Annotated in this window: 33 protein-coding genes and 3 tRNA genes; 8 read left to right on the forward strand and 28 right to left on the reverse strand. The window is 38.0% G+C overall.

Annotated features, from left to right (window positions below; all coding sequences use genetic code 11):
* Window positions 1-5: 5 nt before the first annotated feature.
* The 6 genes from LS41612_RS22625 to LS41612_RS22650 form a co-directional block, all read right to left on the reverse strand.
* A complete protein-coding gene (locus LS41612_RS22625) occupies window positions 6-257 on the reverse strand; it encodes a hypothetical protein (RefSeq protein ID WP_024362630.1) in 252 nt (83 codons plus the stop codon).
* On the reverse strand, window positions 254-739 hold the full coding sequence (locus LS41612_RS22630) for an XRE family transcriptional regulator (protein WP_233433823.1): 486 nt from the start codon (window positions 737-739) through the stop codon (window positions 254-256). Before LS41612_RS22630 ends, LS41612_RS22625 begins: the two co-directional genes overlap by 4 nt.
* 199 nt (window positions 740-938) lie before the next feature.
* Window positions 939-1,235: a hypothetical protein gene (locus tag LS41612_RS22635; RefSeq protein ID WP_024362628.1), complete on the reverse strand. Its 297-nt coding sequence runs from the start codon at window positions 1,233-1,235 to the stop codon at window positions 939-941.
* 22 nt (window positions 1,236-1,257) lie between these two features.
* Window positions 1,258-1,497: a hypothetical protein gene (locus tag LS41612_RS22640; RefSeq protein WP_024362627.1), complete on the reverse strand. Its 240-nt coding sequence runs from the start codon at window positions 1,495-1,497 to the stop codon at window positions 1,258-1,260.
* On the reverse strand, window positions 1,497-2,252 hold the full coding sequence (locus LS41612_RS22645; protein ID WP_036205146.1) for a Rha family transcriptional regulator: 756 nt from the start codon (window positions 2,250-2,252) through the stop codon (window positions 1,497-1,499). Before LS41612_RS22645 ends, LS41612_RS22640 begins: the two co-directional genes overlap by 1 nt.
* A gap of 70 nt (window positions 2,253-2,322) precedes the next feature.
* Window positions 2,323-2,568: a hypothetical protein gene (locus tag LS41612_RS22650; RefSeq protein WP_024362625.1), complete on the reverse strand. Its 246-nt coding sequence runs from the start codon at window positions 2,566-2,568 to the stop codon at window positions 2,323-2,325.
* Window positions 2,569-2,618: 50 nt separating this feature from the next.
* On the opposite strand from LS41612_RS22650, the gene LS41612_RS22655 reads away from it, so the two are divergent.
* Complete coding sequence (locus LS41612_RS22655; protein WP_024362624.1) at window positions 2,619-2,924, forward strand: hypothetical protein; 306 nt, start codon at window positions 2,619-2,621, stop codon at window positions 2,922-2,924.
* On the opposite strand, the gene LS41612_RS23270 is transcribed toward LS41612_RS22655, so the two are convergent.
* Both LS41612_RS23270 and LS41612_RS22660 read right to left on the reverse strand, forming a co-directional pair.
* A complete protein-coding gene (locus tag LS41612_RS23270; protein ID WP_158694872.1) occupies window positions 2,905-3,069 on the reverse strand; it encodes a hypothetical protein in 165 nt (54 codons plus the stop codon). The genes LS41612_RS22655 and LS41612_RS23270 overlap by 20 nt on opposite strands.
* 51 nt (window positions 3,070-3,120) lie before the next feature.
* Complete coding sequence (locus tag LS41612_RS22660) at window positions 3,121-3,342, reverse strand: helix-turn-helix domain-containing protein (protein WP_024362623.1); 222 nt, start codon at window positions 3,340-3,342, stop codon at window positions 3,121-3,123.
* Window positions 3,343-3,506: 164 nt separating this feature from the next.
* Between LS41612_RS22660 and LS41612_RS22665 the strand changes: the two genes are divergently transcribed.
* Genes LS41612_RS22665 through LS41612_RS22675 form a run of 3 tightly spaced genes read left to right on the forward strand, consistent with a single transcriptional unit; the run spans window position 3,507 to window position 5,681 of the window.
* Window positions 3,507-3,971: a helix-turn-helix domain-containing protein gene (locus tag LS41612_RS22665; RefSeq protein WP_024362622.1), complete on the forward strand. Its 465-nt coding sequence runs from the start codon at window positions 3,507-3,509 to the stop codon at window positions 3,969-3,971.
* 25 nt (window positions 3,972-3,996) lie between these two features.
* Entirely contained in the window at window positions 3,997-4,437 is a 441-nt protein-coding gene (locus tag LS41612_RS22670) for an ImmA/IrrE family metallo-endopeptidase (protein WP_024362621.1), read from the forward strand.
* Window positions 4,438-4,481: 44 nt separating this feature from the next.
* Window positions 4,482-5,681, forward strand: coding sequence for a site-specific integrase (locus tag LS41612_RS22675; protein ID WP_024362620.1), 1,200 nt, complete (start codon window positions 4,482-4,484; stop codon window positions 5,679-5,681).
* A gap of 289 nt (window positions 5,682-5,970) precedes the next feature.
* Here LS41612_RS22675 and dusB read toward each other — a convergent pair whose 3' ends face one another.
* The 16 genes from dusB to LS41612_RS22755 all read right to left on the reverse strand — a co-directional run bounded on the left by dusB (window position 5,971) and on the right by LS41612_RS22755 (window position 23,729).
* The gene (dusB, locus tag LS41612_RS22680; RefSeq protein WP_024362619.1) at window positions 5,971-7,011 is read right to left on the reverse strand and encodes a tRNA dihydrouridine synthase DusB; all 1,041 of its coding nucleotides are present in this window, start codon (window positions 7,009-7,011) and stop codon (window positions 5,971-5,973) included.
* Between the two features lie 106 nt (window positions 7,012-7,117).
* The gene (gene folK, locus LS41612_RS22685) at window positions 7,118-7,639 is read right to left on the reverse strand and encodes a 2-amino-4-hydroxy-6-hydroxymethyldihydropteridine diphosphokinase (RefSeq protein ID WP_024362618.1); all 522 of its coding nucleotides are present in this window, start codon (window positions 7,637-7,639) and stop codon (window positions 7,118-7,120) included.
* A complete protein-coding gene (gene folB, locus LS41612_RS22690; RefSeq protein WP_024362617.1) occupies window positions 7,639-8,004 on the reverse strand; it encodes a dihydroneopterin aldolase in 366 nt (121 codons plus the stop codon). Before folB ends, folK begins: the two co-directional genes overlap by 1 nt.
* On the reverse strand, window positions 8,004-8,858 hold the full coding sequence (folP, locus tag LS41612_RS22695) for a dihydropteroate synthase (RefSeq protein WP_024362616.1): 855 nt from the start codon (window positions 8,856-8,858) through the stop codon (window positions 8,004-8,006). Before folP ends, folB begins: the two co-directional genes overlap by 1 nt.
* A 13-nt stretch (window positions 8,859-8,871) precedes the next feature.
* A complete protein-coding gene (gene pabC, locus LS41612_RS22700; protein WP_024362615.1) occupies window positions 8,872-9,711 on the reverse strand; it encodes an aminodeoxychorismate lyase in 840 nt (279 codons plus the stop codon).
* A 1-nt stretch (window position 9,712) separates the two neighbouring features.
* Complete coding sequence (gene pabA / locus LS41612_RS22705) at window positions 9,713-10,294, reverse strand: aminodeoxychorismate/anthranilate synthase component II (RefSeq protein WP_024362614.1); 582 nt, start codon at window positions 10,292-10,294, stop codon at window positions 9,713-9,715.
* A complete protein-coding gene (locus tag LS41612_RS22710) occupies window positions 10,291-11,700 on the reverse strand; it encodes an anthranilate synthase component I family protein (protein WP_024362613.1) in 1,410 nt (469 codons plus the stop codon). Before LS41612_RS22710 ends, pabA begins: the two co-directional genes overlap by 4 nt.
* A 369-nt stretch (window positions 11,701-12,069) precedes the next feature.
* Window positions 12,070-12,999 (reverse strand): cysteine synthase A, encoded by a 930-nt coding sequence (cysK, locus tag LS41612_RS22715; RefSeq protein WP_024362612.1) that lies wholly within the window; start codon window positions 12,997-12,999, stop codon window positions 12,070-12,072.
* 152 nt (window positions 13,000-13,151) lie between these two features.
* Window positions 13,152-14,117, reverse strand: a complete 966-nt coding sequence (locus LS41612_RS22720) for a peptidyl-prolyl cis-trans isomerase (protein ID WP_024362611.1) — start codon at window positions 14,115-14,117, stop codon at window positions 13,152-13,154.
* Window positions 14,101-14,982 (reverse strand): Hsp33 family molecular chaperone HslO, encoded by an 882-nt coding sequence (hslO, locus tag LS41612_RS22725; protein WP_024362610.1) that lies wholly within the window; start codon window positions 14,980-14,982, stop codon window positions 14,101-14,103. The genes LS41612_RS22720 and hslO overlap by 17 nt, the downstream gene beginning before the upstream one ends.
* 21 nt (window positions 14,983-15,003) lie before the next feature.
* Window positions 15,004-15,771, reverse strand: a complete 768-nt coding sequence (locus LS41612_RS22730) for a type III pantothenate kinase (RefSeq protein ID WP_024362609.1) — start codon at window positions 15,769-15,771, stop codon at window positions 15,004-15,006.
* Between the two features lie 254 nt (window positions 15,772-16,025).
* Window positions 16,026-16,859: an aldo/keto reductase gene (locus LS41612_RS22735; protein ID WP_024362608.1), complete on the reverse strand. Its 834-nt coding sequence runs from the start codon at window positions 16,857-16,859 to the stop codon at window positions 16,026-16,028.
* A 122-nt stretch (window positions 16,860-16,981) separates the two neighbouring features.
* The gene (gene ftsH, locus LS41612_RS22740; RefSeq protein WP_024362607.1) at window positions 16,982-19,009 is read right to left on the reverse strand and encodes an ATP-dependent zinc metalloprotease FtsH; all 2,028 of its coding nucleotides are present in this window, start codon (window positions 19,007-19,009) and stop codon (window positions 16,982-16,984) included.
* Window positions 19,010-19,289: 280 nt separating this feature from the next.
* Complete coding sequence (gene hpt, locus LS41612_RS22745; protein ID WP_024362606.1) at window positions 19,290-19,832, reverse strand: hypoxanthine phosphoribosyltransferase; 543 nt, start codon at window positions 19,830-19,832, stop codon at window positions 19,290-19,292.
* A gap of 68 nt (window positions 19,833-19,900) precedes the next feature.
* Entirely contained in the window at window positions 19,901-21,307 is a 1,407-nt protein-coding gene (gene tilS / locus LS41612_RS22750; RefSeq protein WP_024362605.1) for a tRNA lysidine(34) synthetase TilS, read from the reverse strand.
* A 28-nt stretch (window positions 21,308-21,335) separates the two neighbouring features.
* A complete protein-coding gene (locus tag LS41612_RS22755; protein WP_024362604.1) occupies window positions 21,336-23,729 on the reverse strand; it encodes a SpoIIE family protein phosphatase in 2,394 nt (797 codons plus the stop codon).
* Window positions 23,730-24,102: 373 nt separating this feature from the next.
* On the opposite strand from LS41612_RS22755, the gene LS41612_RS22760 reads away from it, so the two are divergent.
* The 4 genes from LS41612_RS22760 (at window position 24,103) to LS41612_RS22775 (ending at window position 24,906) form a co-directional block, all read left to right on the forward strand.
* A tRNA-Gly gene (locus tag LS41612_RS22760) sits at window positions 24,103-24,177 on the forward strand.
* A gap of 10 nt (window positions 24,178-24,187) precedes the next feature.
* Window positions 24,188-24,264 (forward strand) — tRNA-Met (locus LS41612_RS22765).
* A 5-nt stretch (window positions 24,265-24,269) separates the two neighbouring features.
* Window positions 24,270-24,341, forward strand: a tRNA-Glu gene (locus LS41612_RS22770).
* A 316-nt stretch (window positions 24,342-24,657) separates the two neighbouring features.
* Window positions 24,658-24,906, forward strand: coding sequence for an SND2/TMEM208 family protein (locus tag LS41612_RS22775; protein WP_024362603.1), 249 nt, complete (start codon window positions 24,658-24,660; stop codon window positions 24,904-24,906).
* 180 nt (window positions 24,907-25,086) lie between these two features.
* Here LS41612_RS22775 and LS41612_RS22780 read toward each other — a convergent pair whose 3' ends face one another.
* The 4 genes from LS41612_RS22780 to yabP form a co-directional block, all read right to left on the reverse strand.
* Entirely contained in the window at window positions 25,087-25,515 is a 429-nt protein-coding gene (locus tag LS41612_RS22780; protein ID WP_024362602.1) for a S1 domain-containing RNA-binding protein, read from the reverse strand.
* 134 nt (window positions 25,516-25,649) lie between these two features.
* Window positions 25,650-26,054 (reverse strand): FtsB family cell division protein, encoded by a 405-nt coding sequence (locus LS41612_RS22785; RefSeq protein WP_024362601.1) that lies wholly within the window; start codon window positions 26,052-26,054, stop codon window positions 25,650-25,652.
* A gap of 16 nt (window positions 26,055-26,070) precedes the next feature.
* On the reverse strand, window positions 26,071-26,562 hold the full coding sequence (gene yabQ / locus LS41612_RS22790; protein WP_024362600.1) for a spore cortex biosynthesis protein YabQ: 492 nt from the start codon (window positions 26,560-26,562) through the stop codon (window positions 26,071-26,073).
* Window positions 26,559-26,858, reverse strand: a complete 300-nt coding sequence (gene yabP, locus LS41612_RS22795; protein WP_004229167.1) for a sporulation protein YabP — start codon at window positions 26,856-26,858, stop codon at window positions 26,559-26,561. Before yabP ends, yabQ begins: the two co-directional genes overlap by 4 nt.
* Window positions 26,859-26,869 lie beyond the last annotated feature (11 nt).

The following is a 26,869-nucleotide window of genomic DNA, read 5'->3' on the forward strand; positions in this document are numbered from 1 at the left end:
ACGCTCTAGGCTTGATGCGCAAGTTTCTTCACCACTTTCGCTTTTTTTCCTTGCAAGTTTAGTTCAACCGCAATCGACCGCAATTCCTTTCGTCTACGATGTTTCTCTAGTTGTTCCAATGAATTATGTAGGTCTTGTTCTCGTTGTTTTGCTAAGTTGATTTGACCCTTTCGAGCAAGAATTTTGATTTCAGTTGTTAGATCATCGATACAAGTTAGTTCACGTTCTATTTGTTCGTCTATTTGAATAAAACTCATAAAATAAATCCCTTCTGTCTCAAATCTGCATAATGTTCAGCATAGGCTTCCGAATAACTCATTCCAACATACTCAATAGCTCTCATAAGCCACATTTTCTTGGCTGTTTCAGCCTCTATACCTTCCTCGATAGCTTTTTTAATATCTTCTATTTCACGAGGAGTTAATGCATGGGCTGGTTTAGAGAAATTAGTGCGTTTAAGAGCTTCTAAAAATTCTTCCTCCTCTTCAATTGTTTTTTCTCTCACACTACAACGATGAAGATCAACATTCGGACCGTTGAGCAACACTGGGCCTGTTCCTGTATATTCATATTGGATAGCCATCGCAAGCCTTGGATCATCTGATTTTTCCATTACTTTACGGCTTATGTCCGCTGGTACTTTCGAACGTCCTGTCTCATACTTCGATACGGTTTCACGTACAACACCCATTTTCGAGCCCCAATTCAACTGAGTCTCAACACCTCTCAACTCTTTCATGATTTCTCCTACTGTAGTTCCAGTAACAGTCACTTTAATCACCCTTTCTATTTAGTTAAGGTCACATACAAGTTAACTTTTATTTGAGATGCGACCATCAATTTTTAGTAAACTGTGTATAATAATGGTTAAGAGGTAGATTTGCCCCTACCTCTTACTAGATTGGTAGTTTGATAGAGGCCATTTGCCCTGGCCTCTCCTAACTTGCTTTTAACTTTTTGATGGATTGAACTTGATTTGTATTTTGTTCAATCCATTTAAAAACTAAATCCCTTGGATACCTTCCATGAATATGTTCGAATTTAGGGAAGGTATCGATTTTTGTTAATTTATAAATAGCATTCCGTTCACATTGGAATATTTCGCATAGATGTTCTTGCTTCAACATGTGAGGGTACTTGTTGATTGAGATGTTTTTCAAAACTTGTTCCATTTCTTCACGAATTATTAGTCGGATTTTTTCAAATATATTAGTGATAAAATTCGGATCAAACATAATAGCCCTCCTTTAATATGATTTAATCTCTGTTTTCTGCTCGTTTAAGGGATTCACTTGCTTGTTGTAAAATGATGATAATTTCATCTAATTCGTCATAATCAAGACTTAAAGTAATACCTGTGTTTTCTTTGAAGCCATCAGCTTCATTTCCATCTACTGTATTTATAGAAACTACTGATAAGGCACTATCAACATTTGTATCTGTTTCAATTGCAAATTGTTCTGTGAGTAAAGTGTTTTTTCTGATTAGTTCTAACATTAGGCTCCCAACCCTTCTACTTTGATTTGATGCTTAATAGCCATCTCTTTAACAATCGCTAAGTAGATTTCGGTTAATCTTGCATCTTCTGCAATAACATCAAGCTTTGTTACTTTATCCAGCTTAGATTTAGAAATGCCGTTCAAAGCCATTTCTTTTCTTCGATTACTTAAACGGATATCAAGTTTACAGCGACCACGTTCTTCTAGAATTTGATAACTTTCGTTGCGAACATTTCGATATGCTTCGAATCCGCCGCGTGAAAGAGCTATCTTATTAATAAGATTTGTAACCTTCTTGCGCCATTCAGTAGGGTTAAGTGCAATAATTTCAGCAATATTATCCTGTTTTGTTTCTAATTGAAGTTGCTTTTCTTCTACTGCGTTTAATCGGCGTTCTTGTTCAACACCCTGTTGTGCCATCATGGCGATTAATTCAGCGGTTGTTGGTTGTGTTAATTGACGTTCCATTTCATTAAATGCTTGGATGTATTTCAATTTGAATTGCATTGCTTTTTGACCTGTAAAGCCCATTGCGAGTAAAGTGAAACCGTCTCGATTCATGTAAAACATACGATATTGCTGTTTGTTTTGTGGATGCTCATAGGTTCCTTCATGGAAGTAATTTTGGGCTTCCTCAATTTTGAGGAGACCCTCGATTTCGCGTAAAACATTGTCATGACGCTTTTCGAACGATTCTGCTACCTGTAATGATGTAGTTACAGCTTGTCTGTTTTGAATGATTACTAGATTCATAATAGAACCTCCTGTTTTTTAAAATTTTCTAATCTACTAAACTACTGGTAGATGGTAGGTATTGAGTAACTCAAAAGTGATTTAGTTTATTTTGAAAAGCAGATTTAAATTCCAAATGTGTAAACTGCCCTGCGTCTCTCAATTTTTGAATCATTTGATTTACATTCTCTGTAGTCGTACTTTTCAAAGCTTTTTGCTCTATATCAGTTAGTATGGCAATCGTCACTTCGCCAGTTGGTAACAAACCAGTTACAACGAAATCGTCGTTGGCGATTGCTTCTATGATTGCGTGTAAATTTAATTTGTTTGCATCCACTTTCATATCATCCTTTCTGCTAAACTATTGGTAGATTGGAGGTGAAATTAATGGGTGTTAAAATTACTGGTACGAATAAACTAAAGAGAATGCAGAATGGTGTTAAAGAATTATCTAAAACTAAATCAATTCCGATAACTGAATTACTAACTGATTCTTTTTTAGCTAAAAACACAAATTTTAATGATTTTGTCGAATTTGAAAATAGCGAAATATTCACTAAGTACAAAGACGTTGAGGATATTCCTGATATAGAAATGAATGAGTTTATCAGAAATAACTCTAATTTTGATTCTTGGGAAGATATTCTCGGAACAGCAACAGAAGAATACTTTGCTAAGAAACTTGGTTTTTAGTTTTTTGAATGGCAATTTCTAACTCCAAATTAGAAATTTCATCAATTTTCTTTTGCAGTTGCTCCGCTAAGGTTGTTGTATCATGGAGCAACTGCGAAAGTTGTTCGAGACCTTTGGCATCAATTGTTATCATTTTCTTTTTCATATCTACACCACCTTTCGATTTATTTACATATCAACAGGTGATATGGGATAGTTACGCCGTTTTATTCTTAGAAACTAAGAATTTTTCTTTAAAAAAATTTAATTCTACATCTAAGCCAAGACAAATTCGCTCATACTCATCCGCCGACAAGATTGAATCACCATTTATAACTCGGTAGAACCTTTTTAATTCAATGGATGACTTATCAGCAACATAGTTCATTTTTAAACCGTTGCTCTCTATATACCGACGAATTCTTTCGTGTAGTTTCATTTAAAATCACCTCGTTTTCTTAATATCTAAGAACTCGTTAAATTAACTATAATTCTTTGTTTCTAAGAAGTCAATAAAAAATTCTAAGTTTTTAAGAAAATAATTCTTTATTTTTGAGATTGTGATTAAATGTTCTTAAACTTAAAGAAAAAGGTGGTGTTACAATGAATACATTAGGTGATCGTCTAAGAATAGCTCGTCAAAAGAGTGGTTTAAAGCAAACTCAAGTTAAAGAAAGAACTAATATTAATAATAAAACACTTAGTGGTTATGAAAATAACGTTAGCGAGCCAGATATGAATACATTAGCTACCCTTACGGAATTATATGAAGTTTCTTATAAATGGCTGTTAACTGGTGAGGGTGAAATGAATATCCCAAGACAAATTGAGAAAAAAGTATCGAATTTAACAGATAAAGATGAACGCGATATAGGCAAACGAATGGAGAAAATAAAAAAAGACTTATTGGAAGGTAATAGTGATGATAACAGTGATGCATTAAGTTTTATGGGTGAACCTATGAGTGAAGAAGCAATAGAATCTCTATTGGAAGCCTTAGAACATGCTGAAAGGTTAGCCACACTTGCTAATAAAAAGTTTATCCCTAAAAAATATAGAAAAGATTAACCATTACCATTAAGGGGTGACAAGCATGTGGATAAAGAAAATCGTCCAAGACTTGATCAATACATATCAGACAAATGATATTGCTGTAATTACTCAACAAATGAATGTTCAAATAATAGAGTATGATTTAGATGACGAAATACACGGATTCTATCGTTATGTTAGAAGAAATAAATATATTTTCATAAATTCAAACCTTGCTGAACAAAAGAAGGAATTTGTCTGCGTTCACGAACTTGGGCATGTAGTATTACATCCTAATGTCAACACACCTTTTATGCGAAGTAACACTTATTTTTCGATAGATAAGATAGAACATCAAGCAAATCTATTTGCTGTTGAATTATTAATTCCTGATGAGCTTGCAAGAAAATATATCTCTGAGCAAATGACGATATACGAAATAGCTGCCTTACATCATATCCCAGTAAAATTAGTGGAATTGAAATTTAAGGGGCTATTTTAATACATAAAAAAAGAACATACATTCTTACATTAGGAGGATATTACATGGCTTCTATTCAAAAATATGAATTAAAAGACGGTAAGGAACGGTGGATGTATGTAATTGAAAACGGTACTAATCCCACTACTGGTAAGAGAGAAAGAATTGTTAAAAGAGGTTTTTTAAAAGAAAAGGATGCTGTTAAGGCTGCTCGTGCTATGGAATATGAAATAGATAAATGGAATTTAGATTTTAAAAACAAAGCAACCTTTCGTGACTTAGGAGATGAGTGGTTTGAACGGTATACAAAAAGTGGTGTAAAAAATAGCACCATACGTTCAAAAGATTATCATTTAGAAAAGTTATATGAAGGTTTTGGGCATGTTAAGGTTCAAAATATAACACAAGATGTTTATCAAAAGTTTCTATTTAATCTCCACGAGCAATTATCTTATAACACTTTGACAAATGTTCATGGTACAGCTAAACAGGTATTTAAATATGCTCGTGAAAAGAAAATACTATTAGATGATCCAACTGAATTCACGATTGTTCCTAAGCGTATAAAAACGGTTGAAGAGATTGAAAACGAGGCTATCACCGATACATACTTTGAAAAACATGAATTAAAGGCGTTTTTAGATGTTTGTTATCAGAGTGGTAAAATAGGTGACTATGTTTATTTCAACACATTAGCATGGACAGGGATGCGTCCAGGAGAGGCATTAGCATTAAAGTGGTCTGATATAGATTTTGAAGAAGGAACCATCAACATAACAAAGACTCTTTATAATCCAAAGAATAAATTTGATCAATTTGAACTTACTCCTCCTAAAACAGAGGGTTCAATTCGGAAAATAGATATTGAAGAGGAACTCATAGCTTTATTAATAGGGCATCAACTAAATCAAAAAAAGATAAAAACTATTTATGAGAAGAATTATAAAGATTTTGATTTTGTTTTCTCACGTTTGTATGGAGAATACATGGGGTATCCTTGGTATTTACGAATTGTGAATAGACACATGAAATTAATTTTGAATAAAATGCCAAATTTCAATAAACAACTAACACCTCATTCATTCCGACACACTCACACTTCTCTTTTAGCAGAGATTGATGTACCGTTAGAATTAATCATGGATCGATTAGGTCACGAGGATGAAGATACAACTAAAAAAATATATCTTCATGTTACTCAAGACAGGAAAAAAGAAGCGTCAGAAAAATTCGGTAAATTGATGAGAGAACTTCAAAAAACATGATTTTTTAGGGTTTCGGCATCATTCGGGCATCATTTTATAAATATAAAGCCCGAAATCGCTTGATAAATAAAGGATTTCAGGCTTTCTGTCCGCGTTTACGTCCATAATATTTCTATTGTACACAATTTTAAAGCTGTATTCATCTGTTTCGGTTTAAATTCCATAAGAGTTAAAATAATTAATAATTCTAAAAATTGAAGTAGACAGATTAGGTTGTTCTAAATTTACTTTTACATCAATCATAACAAAAGAGACATCTCAAAATTAAATTGAGATGTCTCTTTTCACATTATATGATAATTTCTTTTTGCTCTGGTACATAAATTTCAGACTCACATTGCTCATAGTCTTGCACAATTCCATTTAATATAGCACGTAGCTCTGTTGCTGTTTCAGTTTGATTAATAGCACTGCGGGCTTTACCGTTACCACGAATACCTTTTAAATACCACGATGCGTGCTTACGCATTTCGCGCACAGCCACACTCTCTCCTTTTAATTGCATTAGGCGTTCAAAGTGCAATAAACATACATCCATTTTTTCGCGAACGCCAGGCTCGTCTTTTAACTCTCCTGTTTCCAAATACTGAACTGTACGATAAATCATCCACGGATTACCTAATGCTGCTCGTCCGATCATTACAGCATCCACCCCTGTTGTATCTAGCATACGTTTTGCATCTTGGGGCGATTCAACATCACCATTACCAAGTACAGGAATATTGACATTTTCCTTTACTTGACGAATAATATCCCAATTTGCTTTTCCTTCGTACATTTGCACACGTGTACGGCCATGAACCGCTACTGCTGAAGCGCCGGCACGTTCAACAGCCTGCGCATTTTCCACAGCAAAGACATGTTCATCGTCCCACCCAATACGCATTTTTACACTGACTGGCTTTTTCACCGCATCAACAACTGCAGCTACCATTTCGTAAACTTTGTTTGGATCTAGCAGTAAACGTGCACCTGCTTCACACTTAATTATTTTATTGACTGGACAGCCCATATTAATATCAATAATGTCAGCAGTTGTATTTTCGTCTACATACTTCGCCGCTTCTACAAGTGTCGTTTTATCTCCACCAAAAATTTGTAGTGAAAGGGGATTTTCACGTTCGTCAATATATAGCATACCTAACGTTTTTTCATTTTTACTAACAATCCCTTTATCACTAATCATTTCTGCATATACTAGCCCTGCTCCGAATTCTTTCACCGTTAATCGAAAAGCAGAGTTACAGATACCAGCCATTGGTGCTAATACGACACGGTTGTCCATGACAATATCGCCAATTTGAAACGGCTTTTCAGTTGTCTGACTCAACGTCGATTTCCTCCTTCTATGGGCTTTCACCCGTCATTGCTAAAGATGTATTGTTAATGCTTTTGGCATTTATTATTAAGCTCTCCACAAATCAAACTTATGCACATTATTTCATAGACGGCATCAATCTCGTATCCGCCGATCGCTTCCATAGTGTTACGCCTTCCTCTTGCAAATTCATCTGTTGCAGGGTTGTGTGTGCTCTTTGTAATTGCTCTCCAGATGGAGTAGGCGTAATTTCTATTAATGGTACTAACACAAAAGCTCGTTCATACATTCTTGGATGTGGCACAAGTAAGCTCTCTGTTTCAATATTTTCGTGATTGTAGAGTAGAATGTCAAGGTCGATGATTCGAGGCCCCCATCGAAACTCCCGAACACGACCTAACTCGTTCTCTACCGACTGACAAATCTTTAGCATTTCACAAGATGAACTACTTGTTCTAACATGAACCGCGATATTTAAAAAATCTGCTTGGTCAGTAAAACCTACAGCCGCTGTTTCATAGATAGAAGAAACCCGAATAACTTCTAGCCCTTCTTTTTCCATTAAAAGTTCGATTGCACGCTGAAGGTTGGCATAACGTTCACCAATATTTGTACCAATCGATATATATACGTCATTCATTAGAAGTCACCTCTAGTTATCTCAACTGAAACTTCTTTGTAATAACCATGTATCGGTGGATCTGGTTTAATGAGCTCAACTCGTACACCTTTGACCTTGTCAGGATATGCAGAGAGTATACTATTAGCGATTTTCGCAACAAGAGCTTCAATTAGTTTAAAAGGCTCGCCCTCAACGATATCACGACAAAGCGCATACACTTCAGCATAATTCACAGTATACGTTAAATCATCTGTGTCACCCGCTTTAGTCATATCAACCGCTAATGAAACATTGGCGCGAAAGCGTTGGCCCAGTGTTGTTTCTGCTGCTAAAACACCATGATAGCCATAAAACTGCATGTCCTTTAAATGAATATAGTCCATTACGCTTCCTCCTTGTAAATACGTTTACCAACTAACACATCAGCCATATGTGCAGCACGAGCCATTTCTTTCACATCATGCACACGGATTAGATGACAACCTTTTTCAATGCCATAAACAACAGTTGCGCATGTTCCTTCAATCCGTTCTTCTACAGGAAGCTGCAATACATTGCCTATCATTGACTTGCGCGAGGTTGCTAATAACACAGGGTATCCCATATTCACTAAATCCGCTAGATGCTGCATCATTGCAATATTTTGAGCCGTTGTTTTAGCAAAACCGATGCCTGGATCCAATATGATATGAGAATCAGGCACACCCGCCTTCTTCGCAATAGCAATACTTTGTTCTAAATCCGCTTTGGCTGTTGCCCAAAAATTACTTCCATAATCTTTGTTTTCGCGATTATGCATTAAAATAATTGGTACATTTAGTTCCGCAGCAACTTCTGCAATGGCAGGTTCTGATTTGGCACCCCAAATATCATTAATAATATGAGCACCCGCTTCAATCGCCGCCCGTGCTACGCTCGCTTTATACGTATCAACTGAAATAATAGCTGGCACTTCCGCTACTAGTGCCCGGATAACCGGTACAATACGCGCAATTTCATCATCATCAGAAATACGCTCATAACCAGGGCGTGTCGATTCACCGCCAACATCAATAATTTTCGCACCTTCAGCTACCATCTTTTTAGCCTGCTCTACAGCGGCATCCACGTTATTATATTTTCCACCATCTGAAAAAGAGTCTGGCGTGACATTTAAAATACCCATAATAAATGTTTCACTGTTATAATCTAAAGTAATCCCATTAATTGTTAACGGTGTTGTATAGTTTTCTAGCATTTTAATGCTCCTTCTATTGTTGTTCCACCTCTTTGATAAACGCCTCATGTAAACGTAAATAAATCGGTCCTTTATTGCCTAAAAACTGAATATCTTCTAACATGCAAATCGGAACAAGCTCTTGCACAGAGTTTGTAATAAAACATTCGCTCCCTTGCTCCACATCGTTTTTAGTAAATAAACCTTCTCGTATTTCAATACCTACTGACTGCGCATGTTCTAGTACCCATGCTCTCGTAATACCAGGTAATATACCCGCTTCTAAAGAAGGCGTATATAGTATATCATCTTTCACCCAAAATATATTTGAAGTGACACCTTCAGCCACATAGCCCTCCTCTGTTAAAAAGAAACCTTCCTGCATGGCTAAAGAGGACATTTCAAACCTTCCTAAAACGTTATTGCCATAATGATGCGACTTGACACGTAAAACGCCTTCAGGAGTATTCCGTCTTACCTCTAACCATTGCGCTGTTTTTTCCTTACCACGAGGAGTATCAGGCAACTCTTTCCGAAAGACGATTACATTGGGTTGTGTATACTCGCTCGGTTGCAAACCTATACTATGCTCCCCAGCAGATACATTTAAACGAAAATAACCATCTTGCCCACCGGCAGCTAAATTTAGTTGTTTAATAACAGCTAGTAAATCCTGTTTTGTATAAGGCAGATGAATATGGAACTGCGTAAGTGCCGCTTGTAAACGTTCCATATGCGCTTCCCAAAATAATACCTTCCCATTGTAAGTACGCAACGTCTCGAAAAAACCTAAGCCATATAAAAAACCATGGTCAAATGGTGAAATTCGCAATTCCTCCGCTGCTACATAGTTCCCGTTCAACCAGCACTGCATATTACTTCGCTCCTTCTACATACAATTCGATAAAATGACGTAGAAGCTTTTTCCCCTGTTCCGTCATAATAGATTCTGGATGATATTGAACTCCTTCGATTGGATACTCTTTATGCCGAATCCCCATAATTTCTCCTTCTGCAGTCCACGCTGTCACATCAAAACAGGCTGGTAAGCTTTCTTTTTCCACAATGAGCGAATGATATCGTGTTGCTTGAAATGGATTGGGCATACCTGCATGTAGGCCCTTTTCCGCATGCAACACCGGAGACGTTTTACCATGCATTAAACGTTCTGCACGAATAACATGTCCTCCAAAAACTTGAGCTATTGCTTGATGTCCAAGACACACCCCTAAAATAGGAATATTTCCCGCGAAATATCGAATGATGTTTAGACTTTCACCAGCTTCGTTCGGACTACAAGGCCCAGGAGAAATCACAATCATATCGGGCGCAAGTTTTTCAATATCCGCAATTGTGAGCGAATCATTTCTTTTTACAATTAACTCATGTCCAAATTCTCCAAAATACTGCACAAGATTATATGTAAAAGAATCATAGTTATCAATCATTAAAATCATTTTGCTCGCTCCTCCGCCATTGCCTTAGCCTGCCACATAGCTTTTGCTTTATTTAAAGATTCTTGGTATTCTCTTTCCGGAACAGAATCAATAACTATTCCTGCACCAGCTTGGATATAGGCCATCCCATCTTTAACAAACGCTGTTCGTATTACAATATTCAACTCCATATCCCCTGTATAGCCTAACCAGCCAATGGAACCCGTATATAACCCTCGACGGACTGGTTCTAATTCTTCAATAATTTCCATCGTACGAATTTTAGGTGCTCCTGTAATCGTCCCACCTGGGAACATCGCTCGAACGACATCCGCATTGGTCTTTCCTTCAGCTATCTCACCACGCACATTTGACACAATATGCATGACATGGGAATAGCGTTCAATGACCATAAACTCATCGACCTCCACTGTACCGTATGCTGATACTCTCCCTAAATCATTGCGTTCTAAATCAACGAGCATCACATGTTCTGCTCGCTCCTTCTCGTTATCAATTAACTCCTGTGCCAACGCAATGTCTTGTTCATCAGACTTTCCTCTCGGACGCGTTCCTGCTATTGGTCGTGTTGATAACTCCTTACCTTGGCGTTTCACCAATAGCTCTGGTGAACCAGACACAACCGCAAAATCAGGGGCTTCAATATACGCCATATATGGCGAAGGATTAAATGCACGTAACGCTTCATAAACATCCATTGCTGTAGCATTTAATTTTTTCGATTGACGAACTGATAAATTCACTTGAAACACGTCACCTTGTGCTATATAGCTTTGAATTTTCCTCACAGCAGCTTCAAAGGCAGTGCCTGCAAATGACACAAGCAGTTCACTTTCATCATTTACCACTTCAACAGCATTTGTCTTTTCAAATTTCCTTAACTGCAAACCTTCCTGTGCCGCTACTTGCCAAGCATGTGCTCGCTCTTCAAGGTTCACATCACAGTTTGCTAACTTCATAAACGTTACTTCATTTGTCTTAACATCATGTACTGCCCAACAATCAAATAAATAAAAATAAATATCTGGCACCTTTAAATCATCTGTTGCTAGTTCTGGCAGCTCCTCAATTTTCCGTGCGTAATCATATGACACAAAACCGATGGCGCCTCCTTGGAAAACAGGCAGTTTAGCATCATAAGTTAATTGATAGTTCGCTACTAACTGTTCTAACAAATCAAGTGGCTCCCCGTATAACATTTCGCGGGTGCCATCTCTCCACTCTATAAGCAAACCACCCTCAATTGATTGAGCAGTTGCTAATGGCTGCCATGCGGCGATCGAATAGTGTCCCCCACGTCCACTCTCTAAAAATACATGGGCTTTTTCATCTGTCGTTTGCTTTTTATAGCTATAAAAAAACGCGTCTGCGTCCATTTTCACTGATTTCGTAGATAATGTATTCACGTTGTTCTTCCCCTTTGGATCATATGATGTGATTCCATCTTAACGTGAAAAATGCAGAGATGCGAATTTTTTTTGCTCCTAAAATAAATAACTATAAATGCCACTTCTTGCTACAACCGATTGCCAATACTGTTCATGTCTAATAGCACGATTTCTTGCTCAAAATAGCGAGGGAATATCAGCCATTTTTGTTCCATGCAGGCGTTTTGTATATAGTCTTTTTAAGAATTAAGTTGCAGACTAAAAGTTGCTCCTTCTCGTCAAATAGCGGCTCTTCCATAAAAAAAACTGTAGGCACACTCTCAAATTTTTGAGATTGCCTACAGTCTATAAGACTCCCTTTTAGAAGGATGTCATTTTGTCTGAAAATTAGTCTTCAAATTGGTATAAAGGTGTAGATAGGTAACGCTCACCATTTGAAGGTACGATTGCAAGGACATTTGAGCCCTTACCTAAGCGTTTTGCTGTCTCAATTGCTGCATAGATTGCTGCACCTGAAGAAATACCGCATAGAATACCCTCTTCACGCGCTACTTTACGTGCTACTTCAAACGCAATTTCGTTTTCTACAGGGAATACTGAAGAATAAACGTCTGTATCTAAAACAGAAGGCACGAATCCAGCACCAATACCTTGGATTTTATGTGGACCTGGTTGACCTCCTGAAAGTACTGGAGAATCTTTTGGCTCAACAGCAATAATTTCAATTTCTGGGTACTTCTCTTTTAATACGCTACCAGCACCCGTAATTGTACCACCTGTACCAACACCTGCAACAAATCCATCTAATTTCAAGCCGTCAAAAGCTTCCACGATTTCTGGCCCTGTTGTTAAACGGTGAACAACTGCGTTTGCTGGGTTAGTGAATTGCTGTGGTAAAAAGTATCCGTGCTCTGCAGATAACTCTTCCGCCTTTGAAATGGCACCTTTCATGCCAGCTGGTCCAGGTGTTAACACTAAATCAGCACCATAAGCACGCAGTAAATTACGTCGCTCTAAACTCATTGTTTCTGGCATTACTAAAATTGCTTTATAGCCCTTAGCTGCAGCAATCATTGCTAATCCAATTCCTGTATTACCAGAAGTAGGTTCAATAATCGTACCACCTGGTTTTAACGTTCCGTCTTTTTCAGCAGCTTCAATCATCGCCAACGCTAAACGGTCTTTTACTGAGCTCCCTGGGTTAAAATACTCTAATTTAACATATACAGTACCTTCATTTTCACTTGTTGCATGATTTAATTTTACAATTGGTGTTTTACCAACTAATTCAGCTACTGAGTTCGCTAATCTACTCATTTATTTTTCCACTCCTAATCCCTACTAATTTTATAGGTTTTACTTATTTTGTATTTTATCAATTTTCCAGTTGCATTGTCAATCAATAAAGCTTATATTTTCAGAATATTTATTTGAAGCCAGAAAGTACGTTACTTTCTGGCTTCCTTTTATCATTTCTTTTCTTCACCATAATACCAAGTCGCCTTAAATTCAGACCAAAATGCTTCAGGTGTTATTGATTGTTGCAATTGCTCCAACGCAAGCTCCCGTTCGATATGTTCTTTCACATCGTCATATGTAAAGGATTGACCTTCTATTACTTCTTGAACTTGCACAATTCCGTAATGGCCATTATCTAACTTAAATACCTTACTAATTTCATTTGCCGATAACGTTTTAACCGCTTTTAACAGAGCTGGATCAATATTGCCCTGCTTCTCTGTTAAGAACCCTATGTCTCCACCTAAGCTAGCCGATGCACTGTCAATTGAAATTTCACGTGCCAGCACAGAAAAATCAGACCCATTTTTTAGTTCACTTAACGCTTCTTCAGCAGCTTTTTTTGAGTCTACCTCAATAAAATTTGTACGATAACTTGTGTCAGTATTATATAACGCTTTATTTTCTTCATAGTATTTTTTAATACTGTCTTCTTTAATCACAACATCTTTTGTTAGTACTTTATCTAAAATAAGCCCAGAGCGAATTTTCTGCTTTAACTGGTCGGCCGAAAGATTTTGCAATGCTGTATCGAATTTATCTTGAGCTGAACGCATTAACGCAAGTTCTAAATCAATCTCTTGATTAGACACTTTTATTTTATATTTATCAGCAGCCTTTTCCATAACAGATTCATTCACTAAGTTTTGGAGAGTTTCTTTACCATAGCGTTCTTCCATAGCAATCATCCACTCTTGGCGTGTTATTACATCGCCATCAACGGCAGCGACTTGTTCGTCGCTACCAATTTCCTGACCTTTATTTGGAATTAACCAAGCAATAAACCATAAAAAATTCCCTAGTAATAAGATAGCAATAACTATTAAAGCCGGCTTTGTTTTTAAACGGCGTTGCAATAAGGGCGTTTGGTTGGGTGTTGAAGATGTCTGTGGTCTCCGATTACGCGTTGAGCTCATCGATAAAACCTTCTAGTTCTTCTTTTGAGAAATGATATGTTTCTAAACAGAAGTGACATTGTGCTTCAGCCGCACCATCTTCATCAATCATTTCTTGAATTTCCTGCGAACCCAAACCTAAAATTGCTGCACCAAATCGCTCTTTTGAACATTGACATTTAAATTCAACCGGCATTGAATCTAAAATTTGGACTTTTCCTTCTCCTAATACAGCCTCTAAAATTTGCTCTGGCGTATAGCCCTTTTCAATCATTTTCGATACAGGCTCTAGCGTCGCTAAATGTTGCTCGATTGCGTCGATTGTTTCTTCTTCACAGCCCGGCATAAGTTGAAGAATAAAGCCGCCCGCCGCTAGAATAGAATTATCCGGATTAACTAGTACACCAAGCCCTACAGATGAAGGCACCTGTTCAGATGTTGCAAAATAGTAAGTAAAATCTTCTGCAATTTCTCCAGATATAATTGGTGTTTGGCCAGAGAACATATCACGTAAGCCCAGATCCTTGACAATCGTTAACGCGCCTTCCGTCCCGACACCAGCTCGTACATCCAACTTGCCTTGTTCGTTTAAATCAAAATGCACGTGTGGATTTGTTACAAAACCACGCACTTCACCTTGAGCGTTACTATCAATTACCATAGGACCGATTGGACCATTACCTTCGATTTTAATGGTAATCTTTTCTTGACCTTTTAACATAGCTCCCATCATGACACCAGCAGTCATGGAACGACCAAGAGCTGCAGACACAACTGGCCATGTATTATGACGGCGTTGTGCTTCTCCTACAGTTGCTGTTGTACAAGCAGCGAAAACACGCACCTGCCCATTAAATCCTAAACCTCGAACTAAATAATCTTTCATAAATGAAAAGTCCCTCTTTTCTTATTGGTTACGTTTATATAACTTATATAAACCTTTTAATGTTAAAAATGGATCAACGACATCTATCACTTGCGTCTCCCCAGCAATTAAATTGGCTAATCCTCCAGTTGCAATAACAAGTGGCTCTTCTTTACTTTGTGCCTTCATGCGATTAACAATGCCCTCCACTTGTCCAACAAAACCATAAAAAATGCCGGCCTGCATCGCAGAAACGGTTGTTTTTCCAACAATATGTGTAGATCGAAGAATTTCAATACGTGGTAATCGAGCTGCCTGCGTATAAAGTGCCTCTGTTGAAATCGAAATGCCTGGAGCAATAGCACCGCCCATATAATCGCCTTTTTCATTCAAATAACAATATGTTGTTGCCGTACCAAAATCCACAATAATTAACGGTGCTTTATAAGCATCGAGCCCTGCTATAGCGTTTACGATTCGATCTGAACCAACCTCTCGTGGGTTTTCATATTTAATGTTTAAACCTGTTTTTACACCGGGTCCAACGACCAATGGTTTTTTCCGGAAATATTTTTTGCACATTGCTTCTAACGAAAACATAATCGGCGGTACAACCGAGGATATAATAATGCCAGTAATTTGTTCAAATGAAATGCCTGCATGGTTAAAAAAAGCGAGTACTTGCATCGCATATTCGTCTTCCGTTTTATGAAGATCCGTAACCATTCGCCAATGAAAAGCGAGCTGATCATTTGTATCATAGACTCCCAATACAATATTTGAATTTCCTGCATCCAATACTAAAATCATGGCCGATGCCTCCATATTAAATTCGCCCCCATGAAACCGACTGAGTTTCATTACTATCAGCAAACGTTTGTTTGTGTAACTTCACTTCATCGAACTAGAGGCGCTTATTTTCAGTTTAAGAAGGCGCTTCGCTGAACACCAAATAAAGTTTGAACACTTTAGAAAATGATACCACACTTTTAAGCCAATGAAATAGCATTACTACTTACGATAAAAGGAGCCACCCTACATTTTAGAAGGTAGCTCCGTAACCATTATTTAAAATTAAATTTTTCAGGGTCTGGTCCGCAACGCAAGCCGTCATTCATAGCATCTAACTGTGCCATTTCTTCATCAGCTAATGCAAAATCAAAAACATCTAAATTTTCAGTCATACGTGATGGTGTCATTGTTTTTGGGATTGTTACAACACCATGTTGAACATCATATCGCAAAACGATTTGTGCTGGTGTTTTGTTGTATTTACTTGCTAACTGTTGAATTAACGCTTCCTCCAACAAAGAACCATTCATTAATGGTGACCATGCTTCAACTTGAATACGATGTTCTTTGCAATAATTACGTACTTCTTCCTGTGTCAGATGGGGGTGAAATTCTATTTGATTGATAACAGGAATAACCGTTGTTTCTTTTAATAATTGTTCTAAATGATGTACATGAAAATTGCTGACACCAATGGAACGAACACGCCCGTCCTGATAAATTTTTTCAAGCGCTTTATATGCCTCAATATAGTTCGTATCTAAACCTGGCCAATGAATTAAATATAAATCTAAATAATCTAAACCTAATTTTTCTAAACTGCTAGCGTATGCGGCAAGTGTCTCTTCATAAGAAAGTCCGTCATTCCAAACTTTTGAAGTTACAAAAAGCTCCTCACGCGCAACTAGACCTTCATCAATTGCTGCGCGAATTCCTCGCCCAACGCTTTCCTCATTACGGTACACTTGTGCAGTATCTATGCTACGATAACCTTTTGCGATAGCCGTTTTAACAGCTTCAGCCAAATCATCTCCATCTGGTACACGGAATACACCATAGCCTACTAAAGGCATTTCTAGTCCATTATTCAATGTTACGTTTTCCATGTTCAACACTCCTAACCATTATGCAGATGCATAACATACTATTTACATCGTAATGCTTCATGCAAAAAAAAAGCAAAGAAAAAGACTGCTTATGAAAATTTCATAAGCAGTCTTTTATGTGATTAATCACGTTTTTCGTCGATCCCTTTAGGAGCATCCTTTTGGTCGAAACCTTCTTTTGGTAAATCCGCTGTTGTTGGATTTGGCGCTTCGCTTAGCAATTCTTTTTCAAGAACAGGTTTACCGACTTTTTCTAAAGTTGGTTGTGCTTCAGCTTTAGGCGCTTGTTCTACAACGTTTTCCACCGCTTCAGGTTCTGGTAAAACACCATGATCACGTAAATGTTCGATTTCTTGCGCATTTAATGTTTCTTTTTCCATTAAAGTATTCGCAATTAAATCAAGTAAATGGCGTTTTTCTGTCAGAATACGTTTAGTACGTTCATACTGCGTATCGATAATTTTTTGCATTTCTTTATCGATTTCATAAGCAATTGAATCTGAGTAGTTTTGATCAGAGTTGAAGTCACGACCAAGGAATACATTCCCACCTTGACTTGACCCAAATTGCATCGCACCAAGATTTTCACTCATACCATATTCTGTAACCATTGCACGTGCAATGCTTGTTACCTTTTGGAAGTCATTATGAGCCCCAGTAGATACTTCACCTAGCACGATTTCTTCAGCTACACGACCACCAAGAAGTCCCGCAATACGGTCTAACAGCTCTTGTTTTGTTGTGAAGAAACGTTCTTCCTTCGGTAACATAATCGCATAACCACCCGCTTGACCACGTGGTACGATTGTTACTTTATGAACTGTATCTGCTTCATCAAGCTCTAGACCAACAACAACGTGACCCGCTTCATGGAAGGATACAAGCTTTTTCTCTTTTGCAGAGTAAACGCGGCTCGCTTTCGCTGGACCTGCAATAACACGGTCAGATGCCTCATCGATATCGGCCATATTAATCGTACGTTTACTTTTACGTGCTGCTACAAGTGCAGCTTCGTTTAATAAGTTTTCTAAATCCGCACCCGAGAAGCCTGGTGTACGTTGTGCTACAGCTGCTAAATCGACTGAATCCGAAAGAGGCTTATTGCGAGCATGCACTTTTAGAATGGCTTCACGACCTTTTACATCAGGATGTCCTACTGTAATTTGACGGTCAAAACGACCAGGGCGTAATAACGCTTTATCTAAAATATCTGGACGGTTTGTTGCCGCGATAATAATAATCCCTTCGTTTGCACCGAAGCCATCCATTTCAACTAATAATTGGTTCAATGTTTGCTCACGTTCATCGTGACCACCGCCAAGACCAGCACCACGCTGTCGACCTACAGCATCAATTTCATCAATGAAAATGATACATGGAGCATTTTTCTTCGCATTTTCAAATAAATCACGCACACGTGAAGCACCTACACCGACAAACATTTCCACGAAGTCAGAACCTGAAATCGAGAAGAATGGTACGCCAGCTTCACCTGCTACTGCACGAGCAAGTAATGTTTTACCTGTACCTGGAGGACCTACAAGTAAGATACCTTTTGGAATACGAGCACCTATTTCAGTGAATTTGCGGTGATCCTTTAAGAAATCAACGACCTCTACAAGTTCCGCTTTCTCTTCATCTGCACCCGCTACATCAGTAAAACGAACTTTTTTCTTTTGGTCATCATAAAGCTTAGCTTTACTTTTACCAAAACTCATTACTTTATTGCCGCCACCTTGAGATTGACTCATTAGGAAGAAGAATAAGAAGATGATAATGATGAATGGAATAATACCTGTAAAGAACTGTACCCATCCACTCGTTTCTGGTGCTTTCAAGAAATCTATATTGCTATTCTTATCCTTAGCAGCTTCATCGATTCGATCCATCAATGATTGGTTATCGCGGGGAAGGTTCACTGTGAAACTTTCGCCTTTTTCATAACCTTTCATGGAACCTTCAACAATATATACTGATTTATCAGGTTGAATTTTTGCTTCTGTAATTTCATTCTTATCAAGAGCTTCTAAAAACTCTGGGTAAGTAATTTCTTTCGTCGGCGATTTACCGCCATTGAAAGTACCAAATATACCAATGATCACTAGGAAAATCAGTAAATAGAATATGGTATATCGAAATATTCGATTCATCTCCAGCCTCCTCATTACAAACAGAAAAATTATAAGTAAAATCTTAACATATCATGATTTCATCATACAACGAAAAGCCTTACTTAAAAAAAGTTTCGTTCGAATTTTGTCGAAATCTAAACATATTTACTCCCACTAATTACAATCCCAGCGAATTTGCAACCGGTAATTCTCTTTTGGCGCAGCTTTCGATGCGTCCGAAAGAGAATTGTTTTTTAACTAAGTCATCCGCTGGAGGCATTAACTTGTACCCACTTTTTAATCCAAGTGGGCTAAGGCATTACAATGAATAAACTTCCGGCTTTAAAATACCAATATACGGTAAATTACGGTATTTCTCAGCGTAGTCTAAACCATAGCCAACAACAAAGCCATCGGGAACTTTGAAGCCAACATAATCAGCAGCAAGGTTTACTTTTCGCCCTGATGGTTTGTCTAAAAGCGTTACAATTTTAATGGATTTTGCTTTACGGTATTTAAATAAATCCACCAAATAGCTTAGTGTTAACCCGCTATCGATGATGTCCTCGATAATTAATACATCACGACCTTCAACACTTGTGTTTAAATCCTTTAAAATTTTCACTTCACCAGATGAAACAGTCGCATTACCATAGCTAGATACATCCATAAAATCTAGCTCAATAAAAGAATCAAAACGTTTCATTAAGTCTGTCATGAAGGGCATCGCGCCTTTAAGTACGCCAACAGCTAACGGGAATGAATCTTGATATTCCTCTGTCAATTGGGCACCTAGCTCAGCGATTCTTTCTTGCAGTTGTTCTTCTGTAATCATAATTTTTTCGATGTCATTTTGTAACATATTGATTCCTCCTCGTGTGTATCAAAAATTTTCAACCTGTATGTAGGTGAAATATTTTACAAAGACCATTAGTCTACGATGAGCACTGTATCATCGCTTGGTTGCGGCGTAGTTGAAAAATAAACACCCATACGCACACCAATTACCGCTACGACCTCGTTAGATTGAGAAATCAGTAACGGCCAGCTATTTCGCTCATTTAAAGGAATCTTTTCATCTATAAAAAGGCGAGATAAACGTTTTGGCTTATCCATTCCTTTTAACAGCATTCGGTCTCCTTCCTTACGTGCCCTAATATAGAGTGGAAGTGTAAGTTTGTTAGCGTTAAAGTAAAAAAGTTGTGCACTATCCGTAAGCAATTCGGATGCTAATTCAGACAGCTTAACGACAGATAGACGGACACCATTTTTTAATGTTGTCCTATCATTAGCAGTTAAAACAATTCCTTTTTCAGGGTAAATTTCACTTTCTAATGATTCGCTTTTCTGAATCGTCAATTTGCCATAACGGCGAACTGCCATAAAACCTTCTGGTAAGTGAATTTCTGCATACCCAGATGTTGTTTCACAAAGCTTTAAAAGCGAAGTTAAGATAGCATAACTTTGTATCGTATTTGAATCTTTGTAAAGATAGTTTAATAGTATTAAAATGAGCCTCCTTTGTAAAGCAGGTGCTACCATTTCAAATGCTTCTATCTCCATACTATACATATTTTCGTTGTATATTTTTACTGTTTTTGAAAATATGTCTTGTGCAAGTGTCATTAAGTACGCATCATCCTCTTGCAAATGCTTTGTAAATCGACTCGCCTGCTCAGCTACACGTGGGTTTTCCGCCTCCAATAGGGGTACTACGTGGTGTCTATAACGATTTCTTACGTAGGAGTCTTTCAGATTGCTCGCATCTTCACGATAATTCAAACCCTGCTTCCGTAAATATTCCCTTATTTCGGACTTTGTAACCGTTAAAAACGGACGAATTAATGATTTTCCTGCAAAAATACGCTTTGGACGAATACCTTGCATACTATTCATCGTAGCATTTTTCGTCAGGGCCATTAATACTGACTCCAGTTGATCGTCCGCATGATGTGCAGTTACAAGCTTGGTTGCCATCGTTTTATGTATAACTTCTGCAAAATAACGATAGCGTTCTCGACGACAAACTAACTGTGAGTTGCCATTTTCCAGTGCTAAAATTTCTGGAATGGGAATGGCTGTTGCATGCAACCTAATGCCATATTTATCGCAATAGCGTTGGACAAAAGCTCTATCCTCAGCGGATGCCTCACCTCTTAACATATGATCGACATGCACTGCCTCGACCTCAATGCCCCATTGCTCTTTAGTTTTCATAAAGTAATGGAGTAGTGCCATTGAATCTACACCACCCGAAACGGCGACGAGAAGATGGTCGTCTTGCTGTAATAATTGCTCTTCATCAATATATTGTTTGACCTTTAATTCAAATGACAAACGCTTCTCCTCCCCTTTTCGTTTCTTTTTACGAAGATTTACTCATGGAATATTGAGCCGGTTTAAATACAGCCCATGTTGGCACGACGTGGGTAACCTCTAACATCAATACCGTACAGTCATCCTCTATTGCATAGTACGATTGGAAGGACTGCATGATTGTTGTTAACTTATCTTGTATGGTTTTATTTGTGCTTGCTACCTGCTGTGCGAATGCTAAAAAGGCTTCTTCTTGCTCATCCCAATCGGCAATACTTGAAAACAGGCCATCGGAATGCATTAGTATAACATCGCCCGCCTTGAGCTTTCTTTTTTCAGCTTCAACCGCCGAAATCGACAAAAACCCAACAGGTGCTGCGTTACTCTCTACTTTCAATACCTCTTTGCCTCGTAAAATATAGGTGGACATGCCCCCCGCCTTCCACGACCATAAATCGCCATGTTGTAAATCGACTAGAGCAAAGTCGAGCGTAGCGTACATATCATCCTGTTGCTTAAGAGACATCACATAATGTAAGGTATGCATCGCGGTCTCCGGATTCATATTGAAATTCAAACATTCCCGCATTAAATGAATCAATTTTCTACTCTCATGCTGTGCTTCTTTACTCTGTCCCATACCATCAGACAACAATATGGCAAATAACCCTGGATGCAGTTGGAATAGCGCGTGTGAATCACCTGAATATAGCGTTGCATCTTTTGACATGCTATATATATCATACTCTACTTCAAAGCTAATAGCTGATCTAAAGCTTACTTGAATGTGACGAAATGGTACATCACACGCAACAACTTTATCGATTTCAAACGGTTCTTCAAAAATATCGTATAAAATTGGCAAAATCATACGCTCTGCTACTGTTGTATCCTCTTCCCAATTAACACGTGCAGGAGCTAGTGCACATACGATTTTTCGCGCTCCCGCCTTATTGCTCAGCACATCAAGCTGAAAACACTCGATATGAGCATCCTTCAAGCGTTGAATAATATCCTTCTCTACGCTGACGAAAGAGATTGTTTCTTCTTTCATCTCTGCAATTAACTGACTAAGATGATTACTCATATCGCGTAACTGAAGGGCAATCATTTTTTTACCATGAAAATACTGTCCATTAATACGCTCCCTATACAGTTCCGTCTCCAATTCCTCGAAAATTTTTGTTGATTTAACACATTTATATCGAATTTGCTCTTCCACACGGTGGATAGACGATTCTTTCCCTACACCTTTCATATGAAACCAATCTGTCATAAGCTTGTCCATGCCATTATTTTGCGCTCCCCAGCACCGATCATGGCGAAAACAACTTAAACATGTATTCATAGGAGCCACTTCTTCTTTCACTGCTACAGGGGCCGTCATAAAGCGTTCAAATACAAGTTCTTTCATGAAATGAACGAAATGTTGAAAGTGCTCTAGCTTAAATGTAACATGTTCTGTCAACCAATGTTGCCTAGCTAATAACACTTCTTCACGTTGTGGGAAAAGCTTGTTACGCACTTTATCTGAATAGCTTTTAGGAAGAACTAAAAAAAGCAAACTGCCTATAGCAATTGACGTGAAGTACACGCTATCTAATGGCAACGTTGCGTCATAAAATAAAAAAAACACACTCGGCAAAATGCTACCAATTGCTACACCAAATCTCCCTGCACGAGCCCCCATACCTGCACAAAGCCCCGTTAAGGTTGCAACCGACAACATCCCTGTAAAAGATAACTTTGCCACACCTATAAGTGCTCCTAATACCGCTCCTATTACAGTAGCTAGCGGCACACTTCCCACCGATGCACCAAAACAAATAAGTAGTTGTAATAAAAAAATGGGTAGAGAAAAATAGCTAATGACGACGGCCTGCATCCCCGTAAGCATAGCCGCAAATACAACTAATGCTGAGCCTAGCCGTTCATATGTCCAATGGCTTGTAAACCACTCATAGGAGTTAACAAAAAGCACTTGCATAAATAACGTCATAATGAGCGCTAAAGCTACTTCACATCCTACATAAAATTGTACAAGCACTGGCGGAAGCCCTTGGTGCATTACTCCTTGCCATAATACTTGTACGATAAGTACTGCAAGTGAAACGGCAATACTTTGAGGTAACTGCCAATATCGGAAACGTTGTATACATTCATACATGCCTATTTGTAATGCTAGAATGAGGACTTGTCCAAAACCAAGGAAATAACAGCCTATTAAACCGCCTATTAAGACGAACTTCGCATACTCTTTATATTTACTGCGAATAATCGCCCAAAACGGGACAGAGAAAGGTACAGCTGCTTCAAACACCACAGATTGAGCTAAAAAAAAGGATGTTAAGAAAAATAGGGAACCTATCAGCAATTGCCTTTTTCTTGCCCCCGATTTTTGGTCGTCTACATTCGCTGTTTCATACCATTCAACACTAGTCATTACATAATCCCCTTTCTACACTTTTTCGTTATTATAAGAAATTATGTGTGGAAAGATTGTCTGACGATGGCAAAAAAAAATATAAACATTTCGACGAATACATATGCATAAATACGTTAATTGTCAGCAAGTACTAAAAAAATAGGATACTGTGCAAAATTACAGTAAATATTTTTCGGAATATTCTATTATTACGTGTTTTTATGGTGCTAACGTCATTTTTTGCGCTGATATTCATGCGCTCATGGTGTTTGTTCTCATGCAAATAGATGCTTTTTCATTTTTTTAAGATTTTTATTAAACTTTTTTCATAAAGAATATTGACACTTGGTTTAATGGATTGTATTATTTAACTTGTCCTTAAAAAAGAAATGCGGAAGTAGTTCAGTGGTAGAACACCACCTTGCCAAGGTGGGGGTCGCGAGTTCGAACCTCGTCTTCCGCTCCAATAACATTTCGGCGGCCTAGCTCAGCTGGCTAGAGCGTACGGTTCATACCCGTAAGGTCGGGGGTTCGATCCCCTCGGCCGCCACCATAATTGGCCCCTTGGTCAAGCGGTTAAGACACCGCCCTTTCACGGCGGTAACACGGGTTCGAATCCCGTAGGGGTCATACTGCAAAATGGCTTAGAAGTATTTTCTAAGCCGTTTAAATTGTCGATAAAAGGCATCAAGAGTGAAGTTTAACTCCTTGATGCCTTTTATTTTTTTTGTGTTTTTAACAATACTGAAGTGAAACCTTTTGTAAACAAGAACCGATAGTACTTGTTGAGCATCACATGGCAAGTCCATCCTCAGTGCAAATCAACATCCATATTAATTGGCTATAATGCCTTACCAACTTACATCAGCACTTTTCGTATGCCTCTTTGCCAAAACTATGGCATACTTATGATAAAATGCACATGTTATTAGGAGGTTACCTTTCTTTGAGTTTATTAACGAAAGCAGCTTTAATTTGCGGGAGTGGCTCCATGATTATTCTCGTATCCATACTCATTAACTTACCGTTTGCCATACAAATATTTTTACTCCTTACTGGACTAGTCGTAAGCGTATACGGCGTGTACTTACTCGTAAAAATGGTGTCCCAGCCAGCGCAAAAGACAGTTAAAACAACACAGGAGCAACCTGCACCTGCTCCTAAGAAGAAGAAAAGACCAACCTCAACATTATAAGGTGTTTTCTTTATTTGCGTAGTTTCAATCTTTTGGAATTACGTTTTTTTTTGACCCTTATCATTCCAAATATACATATTCTATAGACTTTAAACCAAAAAAGATTAGCCTTTGTCATAAACAAAAGCTAATCTCCGTTCTATTTAATACACTTTTTCTACGATTAAAACAGTCAGCAAACTACCCTCTTCTAGCCCCGCGACCACCACGTTTTGACTCTGTAGCACGTTTTAATGTTGCTAAACGCTCATCACTATCTTTTAAGAAACGTGCCATTTTTTGCTCAAAGTTTTCCTTCGGCTGATGGCGTTCGTTACGATCGTTAGAACGATTGTCACGACGCGGACGTTGAGGACGCTCTGGTCTCTCAGCTTGAGGCTTTGCTTTACGGATTGAAAGACCGATCTTTCCATCCGCTTCAACATTCATCACTTTTACTTCAACTTCATCTCCAACTTTTAGATGCTCATTGATATCTTTTACATAATTGTCAGCAACTTCACTGATGTGTACTAAGCCTGTTTTGCCGTCTGGCAGCTCAACGAATGCTCCAAAATTTGTGATTCCTGTTACTTTACCTTGTACCTTGCTGCCTACTTCAATTGACATAAAAAAAATGCTCCTCCTTAAAAATTAAGCGACTCTTTTGAGCCATGTAATCAATTTAATCAAACTTTTTACTTCAATAAGTTTCTCTTTTCATTATATATAACTAAAAAAGAGTGTCAACAATACATAGCTTTTCAGTCGTCTTTTTTATCTTCCTTATCTGGCATAATGAAAATAATTTCGCCTTCCTCAGATAAGAAGTACTCTTTACGCAATAACTTTGCAATATACTCATCATCTTCTAATTGTTTAATTTTAAGATTGAGTGAATCCTGTTCCTCTTTTACCTTCATCAAATGCTGATTGGCTTCTTCTTTTTTCTTTTCCTTTGTAGCTAGCGTTTCAGACTGATGGGCAAGTATATTTAAGAGAAAGGCGATGATAACGACTGGCGCAATCGCAAAAAAGACAATACGACGCATTTTTCGTTTACGCGATTGCACTTTACGATTTATAGCCTTATCCGTGTTACGGACATAGTCATTATCAAGCTTGGTGTAGTTTTTCTGTTCATCTTTTGATGAATGACGTCTAGTCATGCCCGCACCTCCGAAGTTATTGTTGTCTTTTATTATACTTGATATATCGAAATTTTTTTAATAAAGTGTAGGACAAATACGAATAAATTTTGACAAAAGGCCTTAAGACGAACGCAGCAATTTTAATGAATATCTGTAATATTTGTCGAATAATAGCGATTATTAATCGGACAATAAACCAAAAAGGTCTCCATGTTATATTCACTACAATGCGTGCCATGAAACGTAAAAAGGTTTGAAAAAAAGTCTGATATAAAAATATACCAGCAATCTGCGCTAGCGGGTCGTAAGCCCGCCACGCGCCATCTTTTAGCCAAAATAATAAATAATACGTTAACCCTCCAAGCAGAATCCATGTCAGTAGCTCTAACACCATCATCCACTTTCGGAGGCTTGACTTTTTTGGAGTTGAAAAAACTATGAGCCTTACACTATCAATTATAAATCCCACTGCTATACCGCTCACAACCATGACTAATAGCTGAACGAATTGCTGACTAACAATCATCCAAACAATTTATGAAGGAAACCTTTCGAGAAGCCACTTTCCTCCTCGTCATACTGCAAGGTTTTTACAGTTCCTTCAAGTGTCAATAACCCTTTGTCAACATCTAAGTGAACGATATGCAGTTCCTCTCCACGAATCAATAAATGCCCTTGGGACGTCTTGATAAAAAACTCTTCCTGATCAAAGCGTTCAATTGATTTTACAGAAGTCATGTCCATTCTTTTACGATTACGAATCGTTAAAATATGCTCTCCAGATGGAATTGTGTAACGATTACTTTCTTGATGTAGCGTCATTTTTTTCCTCC

Origin of the sequence: Lysinibacillus sphaericus (genome assembly GCF_002982115.1) — a bacterium.
GTDB classification, from domain to species: Bacteria; Bacillota; Bacilli; order Bacillales_A; family Planococcaceae; genus Lysinibacillus; species Lysinibacillus sphaericus.

Coding starts and splice junctions, on each gene's coding strand:
- LS41612_RS22625 (WP_024362630.1), bottom strand. CDS start 257: ATGAGTTTTATTCAAATAGACGAACAAATAGAACGTGAACTAACTTGT.
- LS41612_RS22630 (WP_233433823.1), bottom strand. CDS start 739: ATGAAAGAGTTGAGAGGTGTTGAGACTCAGTTGAATTGGGGCTCGAAA.
- LS41612_RS22635 (WP_024362628.1), bottom strand. CDS start 1,235: ATGTTTGATCCGAATTTTATCACTAATATATTTGAAAAAATCCGACTA.
- LS41612_RS22640 (WP_024362627.1), bottom strand. CDS start 1,497: ATGTTAGAACTAATCAGAAAAAACACTTTACTCACAGAACAATTTGCA.
- LS41612_RS22645 (WP_036205146.1), bottom strand. CDS start 2,252: ATGAATCTAGTAATCATTCAAAACAGACAAGCTGTAACTACATCATTA.
- LS41612_RS22655 (WP_024362624.1), top strand. CDS start 2,619: ATGGGTGTTAAAATTACTGGTACGAATAAACTAAAGAGAATGCAGAAT.
- LS41612_RS23270 (WP_158694872.1), bottom strand. CDS start 3,069: ATGAAAAAGAAAATGATAACAATTGATGCCAAAGGTCTCGAACAACTT.
- LS41612_RS22660 (WP_024362623.1), bottom strand. CDS start 3,342: ATGAAACTACACGAAAGAATTCGTCGGTATATAGAGAGCAACGGTTTA.
- LS41612_RS22665 (WP_024362622.1), top strand. CDS start 3,507: ATGAATACATTAGGTGATCGTCTAAGAATAGCTCGTCAAAAGAGTGGT.
- LS41612_RS22670 (WP_024362621.1), top strand. CDS start 3,997: ATGTGGATAAAGAAAATCGTCCAAGACTTGATCAATACATATCAGACA.
- LS41612_RS22675 (WP_024362620.1), top strand. CDS start 4,482: ATGGCTTCTATTCAAAAATATGAATTAAAAGACGGTAAGGAACGGTGG.
- folK (WP_024362618.1), bottom strand. CDS start 7,639: ATGAATGACGTATATATATCGATTGGTACAAATATTGGTGAACGTTAT.
- folB (WP_024362617.1), bottom strand. CDS start 8,004: ATGGACTATATTCATTTAAAGGACATGCAGTTTTATGGCTATCATGGT.
- folP (WP_024362616.1), bottom strand. CDS start 8,858: ATGCTAGAAAACTATACAACACCGTTAACAATTAATGGGATTACTTTA.
- pabC (WP_024362615.1), bottom strand. CDS start 9,711: ATGCAGTGCTGGTTGAACGGGAACTATGTAGCAGCGGAGGAATTGCGA.
- pabA (WP_024362614.1), bottom strand. CDS start 10,294: ATGATTTTAATGATTGATAACTATGATTCTTTTACATATAATCTTGTG.
- cysK (WP_024362612.1), bottom strand. CDS start 12,999: ATGAGTAGATTAGCGAACTCAGTAGCTGAATTAGTTGGTAAAACACCA.
- LS41612_RS22720 (WP_024362611.1), bottom strand. CDS start 14,117: ATGAGCTCAACGCGTAATCGGAGACCACAGACATCTTCAACACCCAAC.
- hslO (WP_024362610.1), bottom strand. CDS start 14,982: ATGAAAGATTATTTAGTTCGAGGTTTAGGATTTAATGGGCAGGTGCGT.
- LS41612_RS22730 (WP_024362609.1), bottom strand. CDS start 15,771: ATGATTTTAGTATTGGATGCAGGAAATTCAAATATTGTATTGGGAGTC.
- LS41612_RS22735 (WP_024362608.1), bottom strand. CDS start 16,859: ATGGAAAACGTAACATTGAATAATGGACTAGAAATGCCTTTAGTAGGC.
- ftsH (WP_024362607.1), bottom strand. CDS start 19,009: ATGAATCGAATATTTCGATATACCATATTCTATTTACTGATTTTCCTA.
- hpt (WP_024362606.1), bottom strand. CDS start 19,832: ATGTTACAAAATGACATCGAAAAAATTATGATTACAGAAGAACAACTG.
- LS41612_RS22755 (WP_024362604.1), bottom strand. CDS start 23,729: ATGACTAGTGTTGAATGGTATGAAACAGCGAATGTAGACGACCAAAAA.
- LS41612_RS22780 (WP_024362602.1), bottom strand. CDS start 25,515: ATGTCAATTGAAGTAGGCAGCAAGGTACAAGGTAAAGTAACAGGAATC.
- LS41612_RS22785 (WP_024362601.1), bottom strand. CDS start 26,054: ATGACTAGACGTCATTCATCAAAAGATGAACAGAAAAACTACACCAAG.
- yabQ (WP_024362600.1), bottom strand. CDS start 26,562: ATGATTGTTAGTCAGCAATTCGTTCAGCTATTAGTCATGGTTGTGAGC.
- yabP (WP_004229167.1), bottom strand. CDS start 26,858: ATGACGCTACATCAAGAAAGTAATCGTTACACAATTCCATCTGGAGAG.